Annotated in this window: 21 protein-coding genes; 9 read left to right on the top strand and 12 right to left on the bottom strand. The window is 68.5% G+C overall.

Features of this window, described 5'->3' with window-relative positions; genetic code table 11:
- Window position 1 precedes the first annotated feature (1 nt).
- The 4 genes from ACQ4LY_RS11190 to ACQ4LY_RS11175 are packed head-to-tail and all read right to left on the bottom strand — an operon-like array spanning window position 2 to window position 4780.
- Window positions 2-1069 carry an ABC transporter permease gene (locus ACQ4LY_RS11190; RefSeq protein ID WP_431071453.1) on the bottom strand — a complete coding sequence of 356 codons (1068 nt, stop codon included), beginning with the start codon at window positions 1067-1069 and terminating at the stop codon, window positions 2-4.
- On the bottom strand, window positions 1066-2148 hold the full coding sequence (locus ACQ4LY_RS11185) for an ABC transporter permease (protein ID WP_431071451.1): 1083 nt from the start codon (window positions 2146-2148) through the stop codon (window positions 1066-1068). Before ACQ4LY_RS11185 ends, ACQ4LY_RS11190 begins: the two co-directional genes overlap by 4 nt.
- Complete coding sequence (locus tag ACQ4LY_RS11180) at window positions 2145-3674, bottom strand: sugar ABC transporter ATP-binding protein (RefSeq protein WP_431071449.1); 1530 nt, start codon at window positions 3672-3674, stop codon at window positions 2145-2147. The genes ACQ4LY_RS11185 and ACQ4LY_RS11180 overlap by 4 nt, the downstream gene beginning before the upstream one ends.
- Window positions 3671-4780, bottom strand: a complete 1110-nt coding sequence (locus tag ACQ4LY_RS11175) for a Gfo/Idh/MocA family protein (protein WP_431071447.1) — start codon at window positions 4778-4780, stop codon at window positions 3671-3673. Before ACQ4LY_RS11175 ends, ACQ4LY_RS11180 begins: the two co-directional genes overlap by 4 nt.
- 114 nt (window positions 4781-4894) lie before the next feature.
- Here ACQ4LY_RS11175 and ACQ4LY_RS11170 point away from each other — a divergent pair, with 114 nt between their 5' ends.
- Window positions 4895-6091, top strand: a complete 1197-nt coding sequence (locus ACQ4LY_RS11170; RefSeq protein WP_431071445.1) for an ROK family protein — start codon at window positions 4895-4897, stop codon at window positions 6089-6091.
- A 31-nt stretch (window positions 6092-6122) separates the two neighbouring features.
- Here the strand turns inward: ACQ4LY_RS11170 and ACQ4LY_RS11165 are convergent, their stop codons facing one another.
- Together ACQ4LY_RS11165 and ACQ4LY_RS11160 are read right to left on the bottom strand one after the other, a co-directional pair.
- Complete coding sequence (locus ACQ4LY_RS11165; protein WP_431071443.1) at window positions 6123-7262, bottom strand: Gfo/Idh/MocA family protein; 1140 nt, start codon at window positions 7260-7262, stop codon at window positions 6123-6125.
- Window positions 7262-8068: a sugar phosphate isomerase/epimerase family protein gene (locus tag ACQ4LY_RS11160; protein WP_431071441.1), complete on the bottom strand. Its 807-nt coding sequence runs from the start codon at window positions 8066-8068 to the stop codon at window positions 7262-7264. Before ACQ4LY_RS11160 ends, ACQ4LY_RS11165 begins: the two co-directional genes overlap by 1 nt.
- A 110-nt stretch (window positions 8069-8178) precedes the next feature.
- Between ACQ4LY_RS11160 and ACQ4LY_RS11155 the strand changes: the two genes are divergently transcribed.
- Genes ACQ4LY_RS11155 through ACQ4LY_RS11145 form a run of 3 tightly spaced genes read left to right on the top strand, consistent with a single transcriptional unit; the run spans window position 8179 to window position 10430 of the window.
- Window positions 8179-8808 (top strand): TetR/AcrR family transcriptional regulator, encoded by a 630-nt coding sequence (locus tag ACQ4LY_RS11155; RefSeq protein ID WP_431071439.1) that lies wholly within the window; start codon window positions 8179-8181, stop codon window positions 8806-8808.
- A 9-nt stretch (window positions 8809-8817) separates the two neighbouring features.
- Window positions 8818-9447: a DUF4166 domain-containing protein gene (locus tag ACQ4LY_RS11150; RefSeq protein ID WP_431071437.1), complete on the top strand. Its 630-nt coding sequence runs from the start codon at window positions 8818-8820 to the stop codon at window positions 9445-9447.
- A 56-nt stretch (window positions 9448-9503) separates the two neighbouring features.
- Complete coding sequence (locus tag ACQ4LY_RS11145; protein ID WP_431075673.1) at window positions 9504-10430, top strand: epimerase; 927 nt, start codon at window positions 9504-9506, stop codon at window positions 10428-10430.
- Here the strand turns inward: ACQ4LY_RS11145 and ACQ4LY_RS11140 are convergent.
- Genes ACQ4LY_RS11140 through ACQ4LY_RS11130 form a run of 3 tightly spaced genes read right to left on the bottom strand, consistent with a single transcriptional unit; the run spans window position 10427 to window position 12069 of the window.
- A complete protein-coding gene (locus ACQ4LY_RS11140) occupies window positions 10427-10825 on the bottom strand; it encodes a PLDc N-terminal domain-containing protein (RefSeq protein ID WP_431071435.1) in 399 nt (132 codons plus the stop codon). The two genes, ACQ4LY_RS11145 and ACQ4LY_RS11140, sit on opposite strands and share 4 nt — an antisense overlap.
- 38 nt (window positions 10826-10863) lie before the next feature.
- A complete protein-coding gene (locus ACQ4LY_RS11135) occupies window positions 10864-11793 on the bottom strand; it encodes an aldo/keto reductase (RefSeq protein WP_431071433.1) in 930 nt (309 codons plus the stop codon).
- Between the two features lie 51 nt (window positions 11794-11844).
- Entirely contained in the window at window positions 11845-12069 is a 225-nt protein-coding gene (locus ACQ4LY_RS11130; protein ID WP_431071431.1) for a hypothetical protein, read from the bottom strand.
- 94 nt (window positions 12070-12163) lie between these two features.
- On the opposite strand from ACQ4LY_RS11130, the gene ACQ4LY_RS11125 reads away from it, so the two are divergent.
- The 3 genes from ACQ4LY_RS11125 to ACQ4LY_RS11115 are packed head-to-tail and all read left to right on the top strand — an operon-like array spanning window position 12164 to window position 13642.
- Window positions 12164-12541, top strand: a complete 378-nt coding sequence (locus tag ACQ4LY_RS11125; protein ID WP_431071429.1) for a helix-turn-helix domain-containing protein — start codon at window positions 12164-12166, stop codon at window positions 12539-12541.
- 23 nt (window positions 12542-12564) lie between these two features.
- Window positions 12565-13005, top strand: a complete 441-nt coding sequence (locus tag ACQ4LY_RS11120; RefSeq protein ID WP_431071427.1) for an ImmA/IrrE family metallo-endopeptidase — start codon at window positions 12565-12567, stop codon at window positions 13003-13005.
- A gap of 34 nt (window positions 13006-13039) precedes the next feature.
- Window positions 13040-13642 (top strand): GNAT family N-acetyltransferase, encoded by a 603-nt coding sequence (locus ACQ4LY_RS11115; RefSeq protein WP_431071425.1) that lies wholly within the window; start codon window positions 13040-13042, stop codon window positions 13640-13642.
- Window positions 13643-13663: 21 nt separating this feature from the next.
- On the opposite strand, the gene ACQ4LY_RS11110 is transcribed toward ACQ4LY_RS11115, so the two are convergent.
- On the bottom strand, window positions 13664-13894 hold the full coding sequence (locus tag ACQ4LY_RS11110; protein WP_431071423.1) for a hypothetical protein: 231 nt from the start codon (window positions 13892-13894) through the stop codon (window positions 13664-13666).
- A 78-nt stretch (window positions 13895-13972) separates the two neighbouring features.
- Between ACQ4LY_RS11110 and ACQ4LY_RS11105 the strand changes: the two genes are divergently transcribed.
- Window positions 13973-14584 (top strand): flavodoxin family protein, encoded by a 612-nt coding sequence (locus ACQ4LY_RS11105; protein ID WP_431071421.1) that lies wholly within the window; start codon window positions 13973-13975, stop codon window positions 14582-14584.
- Between the two features lies 1 nt (window position 14585).
- Here the strand turns inward: ACQ4LY_RS11105 and ACQ4LY_RS11100 are convergent, their stop codons facing one another.
- Window positions 14586-14918 carry a hypothetical protein gene (locus ACQ4LY_RS11100; protein ID WP_431071419.1) on the bottom strand — a complete coding sequence of 111 codons (333 nt, stop codon included), beginning with the start codon at window positions 14916-14918 and terminating at the stop codon, window positions 14586-14588.
- Window positions 14919-14967: 49 nt separating this feature from the next.
- Window positions 14968-15993 carry a hypothetical protein gene (locus ACQ4LY_RS11095; RefSeq protein ID WP_431071417.1) on the bottom strand — a complete coding sequence of 342 codons (1026 nt, stop codon included), beginning with the start codon at window positions 15991-15993 and terminating at the stop codon, window positions 14968-14970.
- A 72-nt stretch (window positions 15994-16065) separates the two neighbouring features.
- Here ACQ4LY_RS11095 and pgi point away from each other — a divergent pair, with 72 nt between their 5' ends.
- Window positions 16066-17745, top strand: coding sequence for a glucose-6-phosphate isomerase (gene pgi, locus ACQ4LY_RS11090; protein ID WP_431071415.1), 1680 nt, complete (start codon window positions 16066-16068; stop codon window positions 17743-17745).
- Window positions 17746-17777: the final 32 nt, after the last annotated feature.

Here is a 17777-nt window from a genome sequence, read left to right as displayed (position 1 = left end):
GCTAATCTCCTCTGGTTTCTGTGTGGATGGTGCGGGTTGTTGCGGTGGATACGGGTTCTGCGGTTCCTGCGGTCTCCGAGGGCCCGAGCTCGGGAGGGTTGTGCGGCCCTCGTCTGCGCCGGGCGCGGAACGCGACCGCGGAGTAGGCGACGGCGGCGATGATGATGACTCCCTGCACGGCGTCGCGCAGTGTCGAGGGAACGCCGGCGATGTTCAGCAGCATGAACAGGGCTTCGAGCGCGAAGGCTCCCGCAGCGGCGGCGACGATCCAGCCCCGGCCTCCGCCGAGCACGACGCCACCGAGGACGACGGCCGTGATCGCGACGAACTCGTAGCCGCGGCCGACCGACGGGTGCACGCCCGCATAGCCCACGAGCAGTACCGCCGAGAGGGTGGCGGAGAGCGACGAGATCATGAACGCGCGCGTCGTGACCCAGGCGCTGCGGGCGCCGGCGAAGTCGACCGCCGTGGCGTTGTCGCCGACTGCGATGAGCAGCTTGCCGAGCGGCCGCTTCGTGATCCAGATGCCGAGGGCGAGCCAGCCGATCAGGATGAACACCGCCCAGGGGATGAACTCGAGGAACGGCACATCGCGGATGCCGCCGCGGCCGATCTCGCGGAAGCTGTCGGCGGGATTGCCTGTGGCGGCTCCCCCCGTCCACCACATGACGCCGCCCAGGAGAGCGAGCATCATGCCGAGAGTGACGATGAAGGACGGCACCTTGAGCAGCGTCGTGATCACGCCGTTGACGAGTCCGACCACGGCGCCGAAGACGACCATGAGCAGCAGCACCGGGATGGTGCGCGAGTCGTCCTGCCCGACGAGGTTGCCCGCGATGATCACCTGCGCAGTGATCAGCGATCCCTGTGACAGGTCGAACTCTCCGGCGATGATGACGAAGTACTGACCGATCGCGACGATCGCGATCGGAGCCACCCGCTGGATGAAGCGCATGAACTGGCCGGGCTCCGCGAAGCTCGGGTTGAGGATGGTGACGGCGACGAGCAGAATCCCGAGCAGCAGGAACACCGCGCCGCGGGGACTCACGAGTGTGCGCAGCGCGTTCATGGGCGTCCTCCTTCCGCAGCGGTGCTCGTATCGGCGAGTTCTGAGGCGGCGGCCGCCATCTCAGGCTCGGCCGCCTTGGCGGCATCGTCTCCCCCGGTTCTCGTGCCGCCCGGACCGAATCGCGGGCGGCGACGAACGATCGCTCGTCGGCTGTAGACCGCCACGGCTGCGACGATCACGACGCCGCGCACCACGTCCTTCAAGAACGGGTTCACCTGCATGACGCTCATCACGCTGTCGACCACCGCGAGGATCGCGACACCGCCGATCGCGCCCCAGATCGAGCCGCGGCCACCGAGCAGCAGCGTGCCGCCGAGCACGACGGCCGCGATCGACAGCAGCGCGTAACCGCCCTGCTGGCCGACAGTCGGGCTGCCGACACCGAGCCTGCTGGCGAGCAGCAATCCTGCGAGTCCGGCGAAGACGGAGCACAGCACATGAGCCGCGATCAGCGGTGGGCGCGTGCGCACCCCTGACAGCCGGGCGATCTCAGGATCCCCGCCCACCGCGTACAGGTGGGCACCGGTGCGGGTGCGGTTCAGCAGGAACCACACGACCGCGGCGAGCGCGATCATGATGATGGTCGAGACGGGGATCGGACCGACGCCCGTGGCGCCGATCAGCTGGAACTCCCACGGCACGTTGCCTGACGAGCCCTCGAAGTTGGTGTTGAGGATGCCCTGCAGGATCAGCCCGACGCCGAGGGTGGCGATGAAGCCGTTGACCTTGAGCACCGTGACGATGAGTCCGTTGACGAGGCCGATCCCGGCGCAGACGAGCAGGGTGACCGCGACCGCGGCGGGGATGTTGCCAGGGCTCCCGTTCATGATCGTGGCGGCCAACAGGCTCGAGAGGCTGATCACGTACGTGACCGACAGGTCGAGCGAGGCGCCGAGCACCACGAGCGTCTGACCGATCGCGACGAGTCCGAGCACGCTCATCCCGGTGAGGATGTCGCGGATGTTGCCCGCGCTGAAGAAGTTGCGTCCGACGGTTGCGACGAGGATCGCGCCGACGATCAGGGCGAGGACGAGGATGCCGAGGACGATCACCGTCGAGTCGATCCGTATGCGCTTCATCGTGCACCTCCGTCGGTGGCCTCATCATGCGGGTGGATCGCTCCGGTCGCGGCCCCGAGGATCTCGTGCTCGGCGGACCCCGCCGGCAGCTCGGCGACGAGCTCGCCGTCGTGCATGACCAGGATCCGGTCGCTCATGCCGATCACCTCGGGGAGCTCGCTCGAGACCATCAGCACGGCCTTGCCCTGTGCCGCGAGATCTCGCATGAGCTGGTAGACCGCGTACTTCGCACCGACGTCGATACCGCGGGTCGGCTCGTCGAAGAGCACGATCTGCGGCTGCGTGAGCAGCCACTTCGCGAGCACGACCTTCTGCTGGTTGCCGCCCGAGAGGAAGCGCACCTCCTGGTCGAGGCCGCGCGAGCTGATCTCGAGCGAGCTGAGCACCCCGGGAACCTCACGACGAGAGGGCGATGTGCGAGCGGAGAACACGCTCCGGATGACGAGCAGAGAGTTGTCGAGCACCGACTGTCCCAGCGCCAGACCCTGTGCCTTGCGGTCTTCCGAGACGAGTGCGAGTCCTGCCCGCACCGCCCCGCGCGCACTCGTGATCCGAGTGGATGCGCCGTCGACCCGCATGCTGCCCCGGACGAACGGGTCGATCCCGAAGATGCCCTCCACGAGCTCGGTGCGTCCTGATCCCTGCAGCCCGGCGATCCCGACGATCTCCCCCGCGCGGAGCGTGAGCGAGACCTCGTCGACGAAGGCATTGCCGCAGCCCTCGAGCTCGAGCCGCGGTTCGCCGATGACCGTGCCGTCGACGGCATCCGGGAAGTACGACTGGATCGAGCGGCCCACCATGCGGCGCACGAGCTCGTCGGTGGTCAGATCCGACGTCGCATCGGTCGACACGAGCGCGCCGTCCTTGAGGATCGTGATGCGGTCGCACAGGTCGAAGATCTCCTTCAGCCGATGCGAGACGTAGATCACCGCGACACCGCGAGAGGTGAGCCGACGGATGATCGCGTACAGCAGCTCGACCTCCCGGTCGCTGAGCGCCGCCGTCGGCTCGTCCATCGAGATGACCCGCGCATCGAACGACAGTGCCTTCACGATCTCGACGATCTGCTGCTCGGCGACCGTCAGCGAGCCGACACGCGCCTGCGGGTCGATGAACGAGACGCCGAGATCCGCGAGAAGCTCCGCAGTCCGGGTGACCATGGCCCTGCGGTCGACGAAACCGCCGCGGCGGGGCTCGCGCCCGAGGTACACGTTCTGCGCGACCGTGCGCTCGGGAAGCAGCGTGAACTCCTGGAAGACGGTGACGATCCCGTCGTCCATCGCCTGCCGAGGATGCGTGTGGTGCACCTCGTCGCCCCGGTATCGCACGACGCCCTCGTCAGCCGGCTGGACTCCGGCGATGATCTTCATGAGCGTGGACTTGCCCGCTCCGTTCTCACCGACCAGACCATGCACCTCACCGGGACGCACGTCGAAGTCGATGCCCTTCAGCACCTCGACGCCGAAGAACGACTTGCGGATGCCGGAGACCTCCAGCACTGCCTGCGTGTCGACCGCTGCGGTCATGCCGCCACCTCCGTCCAGCGACCGTCCGTGGCCGCAGAGGCGAGGACGGCCTCGGTCAGCACGGCGGATCGATATCCGTCTTCGAATGTCGGAAGACCCGTCGGGTGCGCGCCGCCGATCGCCGCGTACACGTCGGCGATGAATCCGTTGAACGCGTCCTGATAGCCCATCGCGTGCCCGGAGGGGACGCGCTGCAGACGGACCGAATCGGGGGCAGCCGTGGCGGGGTCGCGCAGCAGGACACGTGATTCCTGCCGCATCCCGATCCACAGCTCCTCCGGACGCTCCTGCTCGAAGCGCAGGCTCTGCAGCGATCCGTGCAGCTCGAGCGTCAGCGCGTTCTTGCGCCCTGCGGCCATCTGCGAGATGAGCAGCGTGCCGAGCGCTCCCGATCCCGTCTCGACGAGGATCGCGACGATGTCCTCGGTGTCCACCGTCTGCCCTGCCCGCTCGTCGAACACGCGACGGGTCCGCGCGCTCAGAGACCGGATGCGCTCGCCGATCACGAACTCGATCAGGTCGCACAGGTGCGAGCCGATGTCGGCGAACGCCCTGGAGGCACCGCCTGTGGCCGATCGCACCCGCCAGTCGTCGTCGGTCGGGAACAGCATCCAGTCCTGCAGGTACGAGCAGTCGAGCGTGAGGAGTTCACCGATGTCCCCCTGAGCGACGCGAGCCCGCGCCTCACGCACCATCGGGTGGTACCGGTAGACGAACGGCACGGCGGCGACCCGACCGCGTTCCGCCGCGAGGTCTACGAGCCGCTTCGCATCGTCGGCGCTCGTCGCCAACGGCTTCTCGCAGACGACGTGCTTGCCGGCGTCGAGCGCGCGGAGGGCGAGGTCGGCATGGGTGACGTTCGGGGTGCAGATGTGCACGACATCGATGTCGTCGGCATCCAGCAGTGCGGCCGCATCGGTCTCGGCGCGACCGGCTCCGAGCTCGTCGGCTGCCTGCCTGCTTCCCGATGCGGAGCGTGTGGCGACGGCGCGGAGCTCGCCGCCGGCGTCGCGGGCCGCGGTGCGATGCACGCGGGCCATGAATCCTCCGCCGAGGATGCCGGCTCGGATCGTTCCGAGACCGGTGTCTGTGACATCCGTTGTCATGCCGGCGAGTCTTGCACAGCATCGCGGACTTTTGCTAGAGGTCTGTCAAAAGTTATTTGTAACGAATCGGAAGTCAATCGAGGGTGCTCGTAAGTGCTGTGGTTTACTGACGCAATGGTTGACGCACTTCGCCCCGCCGCGGCGGCGAATCCCGGTGCCGGAGAGATCTTCCAGATCCTCCGCGACGGCACCGCCCGCACCAAGGCCGAGCTCGCCGCCCTCACCGGCCTCGCGCGCTCCACGGTGGCGTTGCGAGTGGACGCGCTGCTGGCCGCCGGCCTGCTGCGCCCGGCAGGAGAGGCGGTCTCGACCGGCGGACGCCCGCCCGCCCGACTGGCCTTCAACTCCCGCGCCGGAGTGGTGCTGGCGGTCGACCTCGGCGCCACGCACGCGACCGTCGCGGTGGCCGACCTCGCCGGAGTGATCCTCGATTCGCGCACACGCACGATCGACATCGGCGATGGCCCCGAGAGACTGCTCGATGTGATCCTCGCCGACGGCGCGGCCCTTCTCGATACCCCCGCAAGCGACGGAATCTCGCTGTTCGGCATCGGGATCGGGGTTCCGGGTCCGGTCGAGCACTCGACGGGGCGACCGACCAATCCGCCGATCATGCCCGGGTGGGACCGCTTCGACGTCCCCGGCTACGTGCAGCGCACCTTCGACGTACCGGTGCTCGTCGACAACGACGTCAACATCCTCGCGCTCGGCGAGCACGCCACGACCTGGCCGCACGTCGACGATCTGATCTTCGTCAAGGTGTCGACCGGCATCGGCGCGGGGATCATCGCGGGCGGCCAGCTGCAGCGGGGCGCCCAGGGCTCGGCGGGCGACATGGGGCACGTGCAGGTTCCGAGCGGATCCGGCTCAGCCAGGGAGCCCGGCGACGAGCGCGACCTCGAGGCTCTCGCCAGCGGCGCGGCACTGGCGACGGCCTTGCATGCTGACGGGTACGAGGCGAGCGGCCCTGCCGATGTCGTCGACCTCGTCCGCGCCGGCAATGCCGCGGCCATCGAGGCGACGCGACAGGCGGGTCGCGATGTGGGCGAGGTCCTCGCCACCGTCGTCAACCTGCTCAACCCGTCGATCATCGTGCTGGGCGGCAGCATCGCCCGGGCCGGCGAGCACCTTCTGGCGGGCGTTCGCGAGGTGGTCTACCGGCGCTCGATCCCCCTCGCGACCCAGCATCTCGCGATCGTGCAGTCGCAGGCCGGTGACCGTGCGGCCGTGCTCGGCGCAGCGATCATGGTCGCCCGCGAGGTGCTCTCCCCCGCAAACGTCGACCGTCATGTGGCGGCGCGGACGCGCTGACCGCGCTTCCCCGCCGCCACACCGACGTTTCTCAGAGAGTCGACTCGAACGGATCGAAGTCGGCGTCGATCGCGCCGACCTCGTCGAGTGTGCTCTCGACCTTCACGAAGCTGCGCGACTCCGCCGCCTCCTCGATCGACAGCAGGGTGTCGAGCACGTGGTACCCGAACTCGCCGGTGGCGACGTGCGGACGGCCCGCAGCGATCGAGCGCGCCATGTCGAGCAGCCCGACGCCGCGACCCGAGAGCACACCCTCCTGCTCGACGTCGACGACGTCCTGCACGGTCGGCTCCGGCGGCACGAAGACCCGCGACAGCGGACGCGTGATCGTGATCGGCCCGCCGAACGTGTTCGGGTCGGGGATCACGATCGTGCCCTCGGTGCCGGTGATCTCGACGATGCCCTGGCGCAACAGGGGCGAATCGGTGCTGTACAGGCTCTGCGCCTGTCCGCCCTGCTCGAAGTCCATGAGCACGCTCAACGTCGACGGGATCTCGACGGGGAACTCCTGACCGGCAAGCTCGCCGACCTGCACCGTGCGCGTCGGTGTGCCCTGCAGCCCGAGGGCGGCGACGGCCGCGACGGGACCGAACACGTGTACGAGCGCCGACACGTAGTACGGCCCCATGTCGAGCAGCGGCCCTGCGCCCTTGGCATACAGGAACGCGGGGTTCGGGTGGAAGATCTCCGGCCCCTGCCACTGGAAGGTGGTCTGGGCGAAGAGCGGTCGACCGATGTCGCCGCGTGCGATCGCTCGCTTCGCGGTCTGCACGCCGGGTCCGAGGACGGTGTCGGGCGCGACGCCGACGCGAAGCCCCGCGGCATCCGCCTTCTGCAGCAGACGCAGCGACTCGTCACGGCTCACGCCGATCGGCTTCTCGGTCCAGACGTGCTTGCCCGCGGCGATGATCGCCTCGGACACCTCGACGTGGACGGCCGGGATCGTCAGGTTCACGACGATGTCGATCTCGGGGTCGTTCAGCACCGCCTCGACGCCACCCGCACGCGCGACGCCGTACTTCTCGGCCTGCGCTTTCGCGCGGTCCACGAGCAGGTCGCCGATGGCGAGCACCCGCACATCGGGGAACGTGGTGAGGTTCGACAGGTACTGGTCACTGATGTTGCCCGCGCCGATGATGCCGACGCCGACGGGTCCGTTGCCGACGGCCATCAGCCGGCCACCTTCTCGTCGAGGTAGATTCGGCTGCGCTCGACGGCGGCCCACAGGTCGCCCTCGTAGTGGTCGAACTCGACGATCGCGAGCTCGAGGGCCGGAGCCGCGGCGATGGCCTCGACGAGCGGGACCGTGCCCTCACCCGCAGGCACCTGGTCGGCCGGCGGATAGGCGGCGAGAAGAGCCGGGTCGAGCGTTCCGTCCTTGGCGTGCACCGCGATGACGCGGTCGCCGAGACGCTGCAGCAGCGCTGTGGGGTCGACACCTCCGCGGGCCACCCAGTACAGGTCTACCTCGAGCACGACGCGCTCGTCGAGCAGGCCCGCGAGCACTTCGAGTCCGGTGACGCCGTCGAACACGGCCTCGAGCTCATGCGCGTGGTTGTGGTAGCCGACGCGCACGCCGACGCTCGCGCCGACGGCCGCAGCCTCGTTGAGCAGCCGGGCCGTCTCCTCGATCTGCTCGATCGACTCCCAGCGGGCGGGCTCGGTGTACGGATCGATGACCGTGCCCATGCCGAGCACCTTGGCCGCGGCGAACACCTCGGCCGGAGACGGAACGGGAAGCGTGGTGCCGCTGCCGTCGGGGTTCACGAACGACTGCGAGGCGAGGAACGCGTGGCCCGAGGGCGCGGTGAGGCCCGCGCTCTGCAGAGCATCGGCCATCGGCTGCGCGCGACGCACGAAGTCATACGGCTCGACGGCGGTGAATCCCCGGGCGGCGACCTCTTTCAGGGAGCCTTCGAGGTCGGCCTCCAGCTGGTCCTTGATCGTGAACAGCTGGATGGAAGTCTGGATCGTCACTGGTCTCTCCTTCAGTCTTCGGCGACGTGCGGGCGCATCGACCCGTCTGTCCGAGCACGCTATCACCAAATACCTCCGCGCGGAAGTTTTCATTTCGCTACACTCGTCCCATGACCGACGACCTCCCCGCCACCGCCGACGAGGAGCGCTCCCGTCCGCGCGGCGCGTACGCGAAGGGGATCGCCCGACGCCAGGAGATCCTGGACCGGGCGATCGAGGTGTTCGCCGCGCGGGGCGCCGACCGCACGAGCCTGCGCGCGATCGCGAGCGCCGTCGGTGTCACGCACTCCGCCCTCACCCACTACTTCGGCTCGCTGGAGGAGCTGCTGGTGGCGGTCTACCAGGAGAGCACGGCCCCCGGGCGACAGCAGCCGGACACGCTCCCCGATGACGCCACCCCCACCTCTCGCATGCTCGAATCCGCTCGTACCAACCGCGAGATCCCCGGCCTCGTGCAGCTGTACTCGACGCTGGTCGCCGCCGCACTCGAAGAGGGGCACCCCGCCGCGCGAGAATTCGCCACGACCCGCTTCGCCCGCCTGCGCACGGATATGGCCGACGTCATCCGTCATCAGCAGGAGCGTGGGCTGATGCGGGACGATATGGATGCCGACGCCGTCGCCGCGCTCATCGTCGCAGCGTCCGACGGCCTGCAGACGCAGTGGCTGCTCGACGACTCGGCGCCCCAGCAGGAGGCGCTCGCTCTGCTCGACCGGCTGCTGCGCCCGGCCGCTCGGTAGGGTGAAGAGGTGACAGCAGCGGACACCGCACAGGGATCGCCCTACGAACGGGCTCTCGGCGAGCGCATCTCCGAACTCCATCCGAAGACGGCATGGTACTTCCGCACCATCCCCGACGGTCACGTCGGGGTCGGCACCGGCGAGTTCACGAGTGCGGGTTCGCGGCATCGGTGGCTGTGGCCCGTGTTCCGCATCGCGGAGGCCCTCGGCGTCGCCTTCGCCGGATGGGAGCAGGACGTCCCGTTCCGGATCGAGAACCGCACGATCGACGGGACGGCCGTGGCCGTCCGGCACTTCGAACTCCCCGGACGAACGTGGGTCATGCCCGACATCGTCTCCCTCGGGGCGAACCGGGTCCTGCGCAATGAGATCGGCCCGCACCGCACGGTCGTCACGACCTTCGACATCGACGTCCGCGAGGGCGCCGTCGTGCTCACGATCCGTCGGGTCGGGATGCGGTTCGGACGTCTCCGCATCGCCGCCCCGGGGTTCCTGCGTCCGCGCATCGGACTCGTCGAGCGCTGGGATGAGGACCGCGAGCGGCACCATGTGAACATGACGATCGATGCGCCCCTGCTCGGTCGCGTGTACGAGTACACCGGATTCTTCGAATACGCGATCGAGAGCGAGACCCCGTGACGGATGCCATCCCCTCCCCCGAAGGCCCCGTCGTGATCGGCGGATCCACCGGGTTCATGGGCCAGTACCTCATTCCGCGCCTGCGTGCGGCAGGGCGCGAGGTGATCACGATCTCACGGTCGGGTGCCGACATCGCGTGGGGCGACCAGGATGCGATCGACCGCGCCGTGGACGGCTCTTCGCTGGTCATCGGCCTCGCCGGCAAGAGCGTGAACTGCCGGTACACCCCCGACAACCGCGCGGCCATCTTCCGCTCGAGGCTCGACACCACGTCGTCGCTGAGCTCCGCGATCGCGAAGGCGTCGGCCCCGCCACCCCTGTGGGTGAACTCGTCGACCGCGACGATCTACCGCCATGCGGAGGACCGCCCGATGACCGAGTCGTCCGGCGACCTCGGCACCGGGTTCTCGGTCGAGGTCGCCAAGGCCTGGGAACGCGCGCTGTTCGCCGATGACCTGCCGCAGACCCGCCGGGTCGCACTGCGCAGCGCCATCGTGCTCGGGCACGGAGGCGTTCTCGGTCCCCTGAAGAACCTGGCCCGCCTCGGTCTCGGCGGCGCCCAGCACGACGGCCCGTGGCCCGTGAGCCGCGCGCGTCGGGCCGCCGGCACGGGACACCTCCCCGGTGCCCGGCGCGGAGCGCAGCGGTTCAGCTGGGTGCACGTCGAGGATGTCGCACGAATCATCGACTTCCTCGAGGCGACCCCGTCTCTCGAGGGGCCGGTCAATGCTGCCTCTCCGAATCCGTCCGACAATGCGGAGTTCATGGCCACCGTGCGCCGAGTGCTCGGTGTGGGTTTCGGACCGCCGATGCCTCGCTGGATGCTCGAGCTCGGCGCCATCGGCATCCGCACCGAGACCGAGCTGATCCTGAAGAGCCGGTGGGTGATCCCCGAGAAGCTCACACTCGCCGGGTTCGAGTTCGCCTACCCGAAGCTCGAGGACGCCATTCGAGAGTCCTTCGACGTCGCGGCGGCCGCCTAGCCCGCTGCAGGCTCCGACCCCGCGGGCGACTCTCCGCCCTCGCGGCGGCGCTTCTCGATCTCCTGACGCAGACGCCACTCTTCGATCTCACGGTCGAGGTCGGCGATCTGCTGCTCGGTGCTCCGGGTGTCGACCGGAGCGGCAGCGGGTCGCGGGTCCGGCTGTCGCGTCGTCGGCCGGGCTGCCGGACGCATCCGCGGGATGCGCAGGCCCGCCTCCGAGTACTCCCGTCCGATCGCGAACCACAGCAGGCTGCCGATCAGGGGCAGCAGGATGACGATGATGATCCACACCATCTTGGGCAGGAACCTCACCTGCGCGTCGTCGCGCTTGATGATGTCCACGAGCGCGCCGACCATCAGCGCGATGACGAGGATCGAGAACAGGAACGGCATGAGTTCAGGGTAGACGACGAGCGCGCGTCGCGCCCGGCCTACGGCAGCAGGTGCCCTGCCGCCCGGAACAGCTCGTACCACTCGGCGCGAGTGAGCTCGATGTCAGCTCCTGCCGCGGCATCGCGCACCCGCTCGGGCGTCGTCGTTCCCAGCACGACCTGCATCTTGGCGGGGTGTCGCGTGATCCAGGCCGTCGCGATCGCGATCGGCGCGACCCCGTACGACGCGGCGAGACGGTCGAGCACCGCATTGAGCTCGGCGTACTCGGGGTTGCCGAGGAAGACGCCGGTGAAGAACCCGCCCTGGAACGGCGACCACGCCTGGACCGTGATGCCGTTGATGCGGCAGTACTCGACGATGCCGCCACCGTCGCGGACGATGCTCTGATCCTCGCCCACCATGTTGGCGGCGACGGGCTGGGCAATGATCGGCGCGTGGGTGATCGACAGCTGCAGCTGATTCGCGATCAGCGGCTGCGTCACGGCCGTGCGGAGCAGATCGATCTGCCGGGGCGTGTGGTTCGAGACGCCGAACGAGCGCACCTTGCCCGCGGCTTCGAGCTCGTCGAACGCCCTGGCGACCTCCTCCGGCTCGACGAGGGCATCCGGACGGTGCAGCAGCAGGACGTCGATGTGATCGGTGCGCAATGCCGTCAGCGAACCCTCGACCTGGCGGACGATGTGCTCGTACGAGAAGTCGAACGACCCCTCCGCGGGATTGATGCCGCACTTGGTCTGCAGCACGATCTCATCGCGCTCGGCCGCACTCAGCTCCAGCGCGTCGGCGAAGCGGGCCTCGCAGAAGTGCATGCTCCCGCCGTAGATGTCGGCGTGGTCGAAGAAGTCGATGCCCGCAGAACGGGCGGTGTGGTACAGCTCGCGGATCTGCGCGGCATCCTTGTCATCGATGCGCATCATTCCGGCGACGACGGCGGGGGCGGTGGCGGATCCGAACGGGACGGTCTTCATATCCCCACGCTAGTGCGATCACGTCTCCAGGCGCGAGGTGCGCGCGATGCCTCAGAGATCCACAGAACGCGGCACGAGCCGCGCGACGTCGATCGAGAGAGCGCCGGCGATCTCGGCCAGGTCCGTGACCGTGAAGTCGAGCTGCATCGCCAGCTGCTTCTGCAGCACATGCACGGCGATCCCGGTCTCCTCCGCGAGCCACGGGACGGTTCGGCCCGCACCCACGATTTCGGATCTCACGGTCAGTGCCACCGCTCGTCGCAGATCTGTCGTCACCCGTAGACAGTATCGCCACGCATGATGCGGAGCAAGAGATTCGGGCGCCAATATGACGGCATCTTGGCTTCATCCCGGTGCTATCGTGACTCACGTGAAGACACCTGGCGAGCAGTTCAACGCGGCCGTCGGGCGCCAGCTCCGCGGCGAGATCGGCGCCGCAGGCAGCAGCATCGCGGCGATGGCGCGAGAGATCGGCATCGCCCGCAGCGCCCTCGACAACTACGTCACCGGCAAACGCGCCATCCCCATCCCGGTCCTCTACGCCGTCAGCGCGTCCCTCGATCTCGAGCCGCACCTCGTCCTCAACCGCGCCGAGGAACGACTGCGCGCCGAAGGCGGGATGCACACCGCGACGGTCACTCCTCTGCGCCCCCGCACCGATGTCCGCGGCCGACGCGAAGATGAAGCAGAGGTGGCATTCGATTCGCCCCTCGCGCACGACGACGACACCGACGATCTCTACGACTGACGACCCCACGACGAGGAGGCCTCATGGAGAACCTCCTCCGCCTGCTCGAAGAGAACGGGCTGCACCTGGTCGAGCGATCCGGGCGCACATACGGCGGCTACGAGCCTCGCACCGCCACGATCCGGCTGAATCCAGGACTGAGCCTACGGGCGACCTGCAGCGTGCTCGCGCATGAGCTCGCTCACGCGGTGCTCGGCCATATCACGACGGCGGATGACGTCGTACGCGAGCGCCAGGAGCGCCGCGCCGACGAGTGGGCTGCGCGGCTGCTGATCACGCCCGCAGCATATGCCGCGGCAGAGCAGGCCCGAGGGCCGCACCCCGCGAGCCTCGCCTTCGACCTGGGCGTGACGATCGAGATCGTGATCGCCTACCAGCGACTGCTCCGACGGGTGGGAGAGACCACCTACGTCGCGGCGAGGATGGGCAGGGGCCAATGGGAGCATCGCCTGCCGAGCCCCTGACGCTTCCCGGACTCGCCGCTGGTTGAATGGCAGCATGACGTTCCGCACCACTCCGGCCCCGATCACCCTCACCGGACGCCTCGTCGAGCTCCGCCCGCTCGAGGTCTCCCACCACGACGGGCTCCTCGATGCCCTGCTCGAAGGCGACCTGTGGAAGAACGCCTGGTACACGTCCGTCCCCTCACCCGAGGGACTCGCCGCCGAGATCGATCGCCGTATCGGCCTCGTCGACAGCGGGGGGATGATCCCCTTCACCGCGTTCGACTCGTCCGGCCGCATCCTCGGCCTGACGTCGTACTACGACATCGACGACGATGCTCCGCGGCTGCACATCGGGTACACCTGGAATCGCCCCTCCGCGCACGGCACCGGGACGAATGCGGAGTCCAAGCTCCTCCTGCTCGGTCACGCATTCGAGGAGCTCGGGGTCTTCCGAGTGGGGCTGACCACGCAATGGGTGAACTTCCAGTCGCGCGCCGCGATCGAACGGCTCGGCGCGAAGCAGGACGGCGTCATGCGCGCGATGAGCCGCTACCGCAACGGCGCGCTGCGCGACAGCGTCGAGTTCTCGATCATCGAGCCCGAGTGGCCCGCGGTGAAGGCCAACCTCCAGATGAGACTCGCCAAGCGCGGTTGACGGCCTTGCGGGCGATGCCGACTACTCGGTGGGGTTGCCCGACCAGTTGTCCGTGCGGCGGGTGGCCGACCCGCGCTGACGCATCATGAATGCCAGAGACAGGCTGGTGATGAGGAGCCCTGCGACGAAGACGATCGCCTGGAAGTCCTCCATCGACTGAGCGAACCCCATGAGCCAGATGCCTCCGAGGAAGAGGATCATGAAGAAGATGAAGCTGAGGATCACGGTGTCTCCTGTCGTAACGGCCGTCATCCAGGATACCGCCTAGCGCAGTCGCCCCGGCGACGGAACCCCCTGGGGGATCCTCGCCGATGGTGGTTTCGTGCAGACATGACCGCACAACTGACTGCCTTGGCCATCTCCTGCACCCTCAAGCCCTCACCTTCGGACTCGAGCACCGATCTGCTCGGTTCGCAGGTGCTCGCAGCCCTCCGCGAGCACGGAGTCTCGGGAGAGATCGTGAGAGCCGTCGATCACGTGATCAGCCCGGGTGTCGAGGCCGACATGGGCGGCGACGACCAGTGGCCGACGTTGCGCGAGAAGGTGCATGCCGCCGACATCCTCGTGTTCCTCACCCCGACCTGGATGGGGCAGCACTCGAGCATCGCTCAGCGCGTGCTCGAGCGGCTCGACGCCGAGCTGAGCGAGACGGACGACGCAGGCAGGCCGATCCTGTTCGACAAGGTCGCGATCGCCGGGATCGTCGGCAACGAGGACGGCGCGCACCACATCGCCGCGATCCTGTTCCAGTCGCTGAACGACATCGGCTACTCGGTGCCCGCGCAGGGGTCGGTGTACTGGAACGGCGAGGCGATGCAGACCGTGGACTACAAGGATCTCGACGAGACGCCGGAGAAGGTCGCTCAGGCCACAGCCACGGCCGCCCGCAACGCGGCGCAGCTCGCCCGACTCCTCAAGGCCGACGGGTACCCGGCCGGGTGACTCAGGCGTGTGGCTTGCGCCCGCTGGCGACGGCGGGTTCGACGTAGTCGTCGATCACGAGCTCACCGGTCGCATTGAGGGAGCGCATCATCTCCTCGATGCGATGCTTCTCGACGGACAGCGACTCCGCTGATGTGAAGAGGAACTGCAGCGGGATGGCCGGGTGGATCCACACGGTCAGGCGACCGGTGTCGCCGCCCTCCCGCGGGTGCCAGGTCATCATGAAGCTCTCCTGACGGCGCAGCTTCGTTCCGACGATGACCTTGAGGTGTGCGAGCGTCTCGTCGTCGATCAGTATCGGCTCCGATGTGCCGTCATACCGCAGTCTTCCCATGAAAGAAACCGTACCTCGTGCGCGCGCTCCCGCGTGCACGAGTGCGCGATCACTCCGCGCGGCGGAACACCACGACCTCGTCACGACGAGAGCGCTCCACGGCGAGTCCCGCGAGCTCGAGACGGCGGAACACGCGTCGAGGCAACGGGGGCAGCTGGGCAGTGCGGCCCGTCGGAGGCTTCGCGAGGCCGACGATGAGCGAGAGGTCGGCGCCGGCACCTCGGACTTCCACCCGGGCGTAGTCGCTGCGCATCCGCCAGATGAGCGTCTGAAGCTCCGAGAAGGGGATCCGATGGCTCGACGAGCCGGCGCGGATCCGCAGCTCATCGTTGCCGAACGCGAGCCTGCACCAGAGCGTCCGGCGGCGCAGGCCCGCCCTGAGCAGGAGGTACACCGGAAGCCCGACGACCACGCCCATCACGAGGATCACGACCCGGGGGCCCATGGTCATCACCGCATCGTCGAATGCGATCAGCAGTGCGGTTCCCGCAAGGCCGACGACCACGACGACCCCGATGATCCCGAGGGTGAGCGAGCGCATCCGCAGGTCGAGCGCCGGGAACTCGACGTGTGATCCGTCGCCGCCGTCCTCCCGCTGCCATTCGGGTGGCACGGGCGTCGGCCGCTTCGCCGTGTCGCGACGCCGGAACAGACCGGTGATCCGTGAGAGGAGCCCGAGCCAGATCCATCCTGTGGCGGGAGCCGCCGCGATCTGCAGCACCACGATCACCGCTCGCGCGCCCTCGGGAAGCCGGTCGAACAGCTCCCTGCCGCCGAACTCGATCACGAAGAGCATGAGCGCCGTCAGCACCGCTGCCACGCCGAGCTCCAGCACGACGCCGTTGCGCACGGGTCGCATCTCCGTGGTCGCGTTCACGAAGGAGAATGCGAGGCTCCACCCTCCGATCAGCATCAGGAGGAACGAGAAGAAGCCCAGCTCATCGCCCGCGAGCGTCCAGATGATCGCAGCGGCCAGCAGGATGAGCCCGACGATCAGCGGATCCCGCACGAATCGGCGGGTGACGGTCGCCCTGATCCGCCGGTCTGCGGTGGTCTCGGGGGCCGTGTCGGTCATCGCAGCAATCCTAGAGCGAGCCCGTGCGTCATCCCGGGCTCATCGGGTCGCCCGCCGCAGTACCGTGGATCCATGACCGCTCCTGTTGATCCGACACACACTCCCGCCTGGTCCGAGCTCGCCGCGCTGCGCGAGTCGTTCGACGCCGACCTGCGCGGGTGGTTCGCCGCCGACGCCGACCGCGCCGAGCGATTCTCCTTCCCGCTCGCCGATCTCCACGTCGACCTGTCGAAGAACCTCGTCACCGATGAGGTCCTCGCAGCACTGCTGCGGCTCGCGGAGCAGACCGGCGTGGCCGAGCGCTACACGGCGATGCTCGAGGGAGCGCACCTCAACACCTCCGAGGACCGCGCAGTGTTGCACACGGCGCTCCGCCGCCCGGCAACATCCTCCCCCTCGCTGGTCGTCGACGGCCAGAACGTGGATGCCGACGTGCAGGCGGTGCTCGACGCACTGAGCGCGTTCGCGACGCGGGTCCGCACCGGCGAGTGGCTCGGCATCACCGGCAAGAAGGTCACCCACGTCGTCAACATCGGCATCGGCGGCTCCGACCTCGGCCCCGTGATGGTCTACGAGGCGCTGAAGCCCTATGCGAATGCCGGCATCGAGGCACGATTCGTGTCGAACATCGACCCCACCGACCTCGCCCAGAAGACCGCGGATCTCGACCCCGAGACCACGCTCTTCATCGTCGCGTCGAAGACCTTCACCACTCTCGAGACACTCACCAACGCCCGCCTGGCGCGCGACTGGCTGTGGGCTGGCCTCGCAGCATCCGGTGCCATCTCCGACGATGACGACGCCCGCACGGACGCCGTCGCGCACCACTTCGTGGCCGTGTCGACCGCCCTCGACAAGGTCGCCGCGTTCGGCATCGATCCGGCCAACGCGTTCGGGTTCTGGGACTGGGTGGGTGGTCGGTACTCAGTCGACTCCGCGATCGGACTGTCGCTCGCGGTCACCCTCGGCCCCGACGCCTTCCGCGGCCTCCTGGCCGGGTTCCATGCCGTCGACGAGCATGTGCGCACCACGCCGCTCGAACGCAATGTGCCCGTGCTGATGGGCCTGCTCAATGTCTGGTACGTGAACTTCCATGGCGCACAGACGCATGCCGTGCTGCCGTACGCGCAGCAGCTGAGCCGGTTCCCCGCGTACCTGCAGCAGCTCACGATGGAGTCGAACGGCAAGTCCGTCCGCTGGGACGGTACGCCCGTCACGACCGACACGGGCGAGGTGTTCTGGGGCGAGCCCGGCACCAACGGTCAGCACGCGTTCTATCAGCTCATCCACCAGGGCACCCGGCTCATCCCCGCCGACTTCATCGCCTTCGTGAACCCCGCGTACCCGCTCACCGACGGCGGCCAGGACGTGCACGAGCTCTTCCTCGCGAACTTCCTCGCCCAGACGAAGGCGCTCGCGTTCGGCAAGAGCGCCGAAGAGGTCGAGGCCGAGGGAACCACGGGTGCGCTCGTCGCCGCGCGCACGTTCGCCGGCAACCGCCCGACGACGTCGATCTTCGCCCCCGCGCTGACCCCGCAGGTGCTCGGCCAGCTCATCGCCCTCTACGAGCACATCACATTCACCCAGGGCACGATCTGGGGCATCAACTCTTTCGACCAGTGGGGTGTGGAGCTCGGTAAGCAGCTCGCCATGCAGATCGCCCCCGCGATCGGCGGCGATGAGTCGGCGATCGACGCGCAGGACGCCTCGACCAAGGCTCTGCTCGAGTATTACCGGGCGAACCGCGACTGAGCGGCATAACCCCGTCGCCCTGTACCGGTCAA

The sequence above is a fragment of the Microbacterium phyllosphaerae genome (assembly GCF_050628115.1).
In the GTDB taxonomy this organism is placed as follows: Bacteria; Actinomycetota; Actinomycetes; order Actinomycetales; family Microbacteriaceae; genus Microbacterium; species Microbacterium phyllosphaerae_A.
This window is presented reverse-complemented; position numbering and strand designations above follow the sequence as displayed.

Coding starts and splice junctions, on each gene's coding strand:
- ACQ4LY_RS11190 (WP_431071453.1), bottom strand. CDS start 1,069: ATGAACGCGCTGCGCACACTCGTGAGTCCCCGCGGCGCGGTGTTCCTG.
- ACQ4LY_RS11185 (WP_431071451.1), bottom strand. CDS start 2,148: ATGAAGCGCATACGGATCGACTCGACGGTGATCGTCCTCGGCATCCTC.
- ACQ4LY_RS11180 (WP_431071449.1), bottom strand. CDS start 3,674: ATGACCGCAGCGGTCGACACGCAGGCAGTGCTGGAGGTCTCCGGCATC.
- ACQ4LY_RS11175 (WP_431071447.1), bottom strand. CDS start 4,780: ATGACAACGGATGTCACAGACACCGGTCTCGGAACGATCCGAGCCGGC.
- ACQ4LY_RS11170 (WP_431071445.1), top strand. CDS start 4,895: ATGGTTGACGCACTTCGCCCCGCCGCGGCGGCGAATCCCGGTGCCGGA.
- ACQ4LY_RS11165 (WP_431071443.1), bottom strand. CDS start 7,262: ATGGCCGTCGGCAACGGACCCGTCGGCGTCGGCATCATCGGCGCGGGC.
- ACQ4LY_RS11155 (WP_431071439.1), top strand. CDS start 8,179: ATGACCGACGACCTCCCCGCCACCGCCGACGAGGAGCGCTCCCGTCCG.
- ACQ4LY_RS11145 (WP_431075673.1), top strand. CDS start 9,504: ATGGGCCAGTACCTCATTCCGCGCCTGCGTGCGGCAGGGCGCGAGGTG.
- ACQ4LY_RS11140 (WP_431071435.1), bottom strand. CDS start 10,825: ATGCCGTTCCTGTTCTCGATCCTCGTCATCGCGCTGATGGTCGGCGCG.
- ACQ4LY_RS11135 (WP_431071433.1), bottom strand. CDS start 11,793: ATGAAGACCGTCCCGTTCGGATCCGCCACCGCCCCCGCCGTCGTCGCC.
- ACQ4LY_RS11120 (WP_431071427.1), top strand. CDS start 12,565: ATGGAGAACCTCCTCCGCCTGCTCGAAGAGAACGGGCTGCACCTGGTC.
- ACQ4LY_RS11115 (WP_431071425.1), top strand. CDS start 13,040: ATGACGTTCCGCACCACTCCGGCCCCGATCACCCTCACCGGACGCCTC.
- ACQ4LY_RS11110 (WP_431071423.1), bottom strand. CDS start 13,894: ATGACGGCCGTTACGACAGGAGACACCGTGATCCTCAGCTTCATCTTC.
- ACQ4LY_RS11105 (WP_431071421.1), top strand. CDS start 13,973: ATGACCGCACAACTGACTGCCTTGGCCATCTCCTGCACCCTCAAGCCC.
- ACQ4LY_RS11100 (WP_431071419.1), bottom strand. CDS start 14,918: ATGGGAAGACTGCGGTATGACGGCACATCGGAGCCGATACTGATCGAC.
- ACQ4LY_RS11095 (WP_431071417.1), bottom strand. CDS start 15,993: ATGACCGACACGGCCCCCGAGACCACCGCAGACCGGCGGATCAGGGCG.
- pgi (WP_431071415.1), top strand. CDS start 16,066: ATGACCGCTCCTGTTGATCCGACACACACTCCCGCCTGGTCCGAGCTC.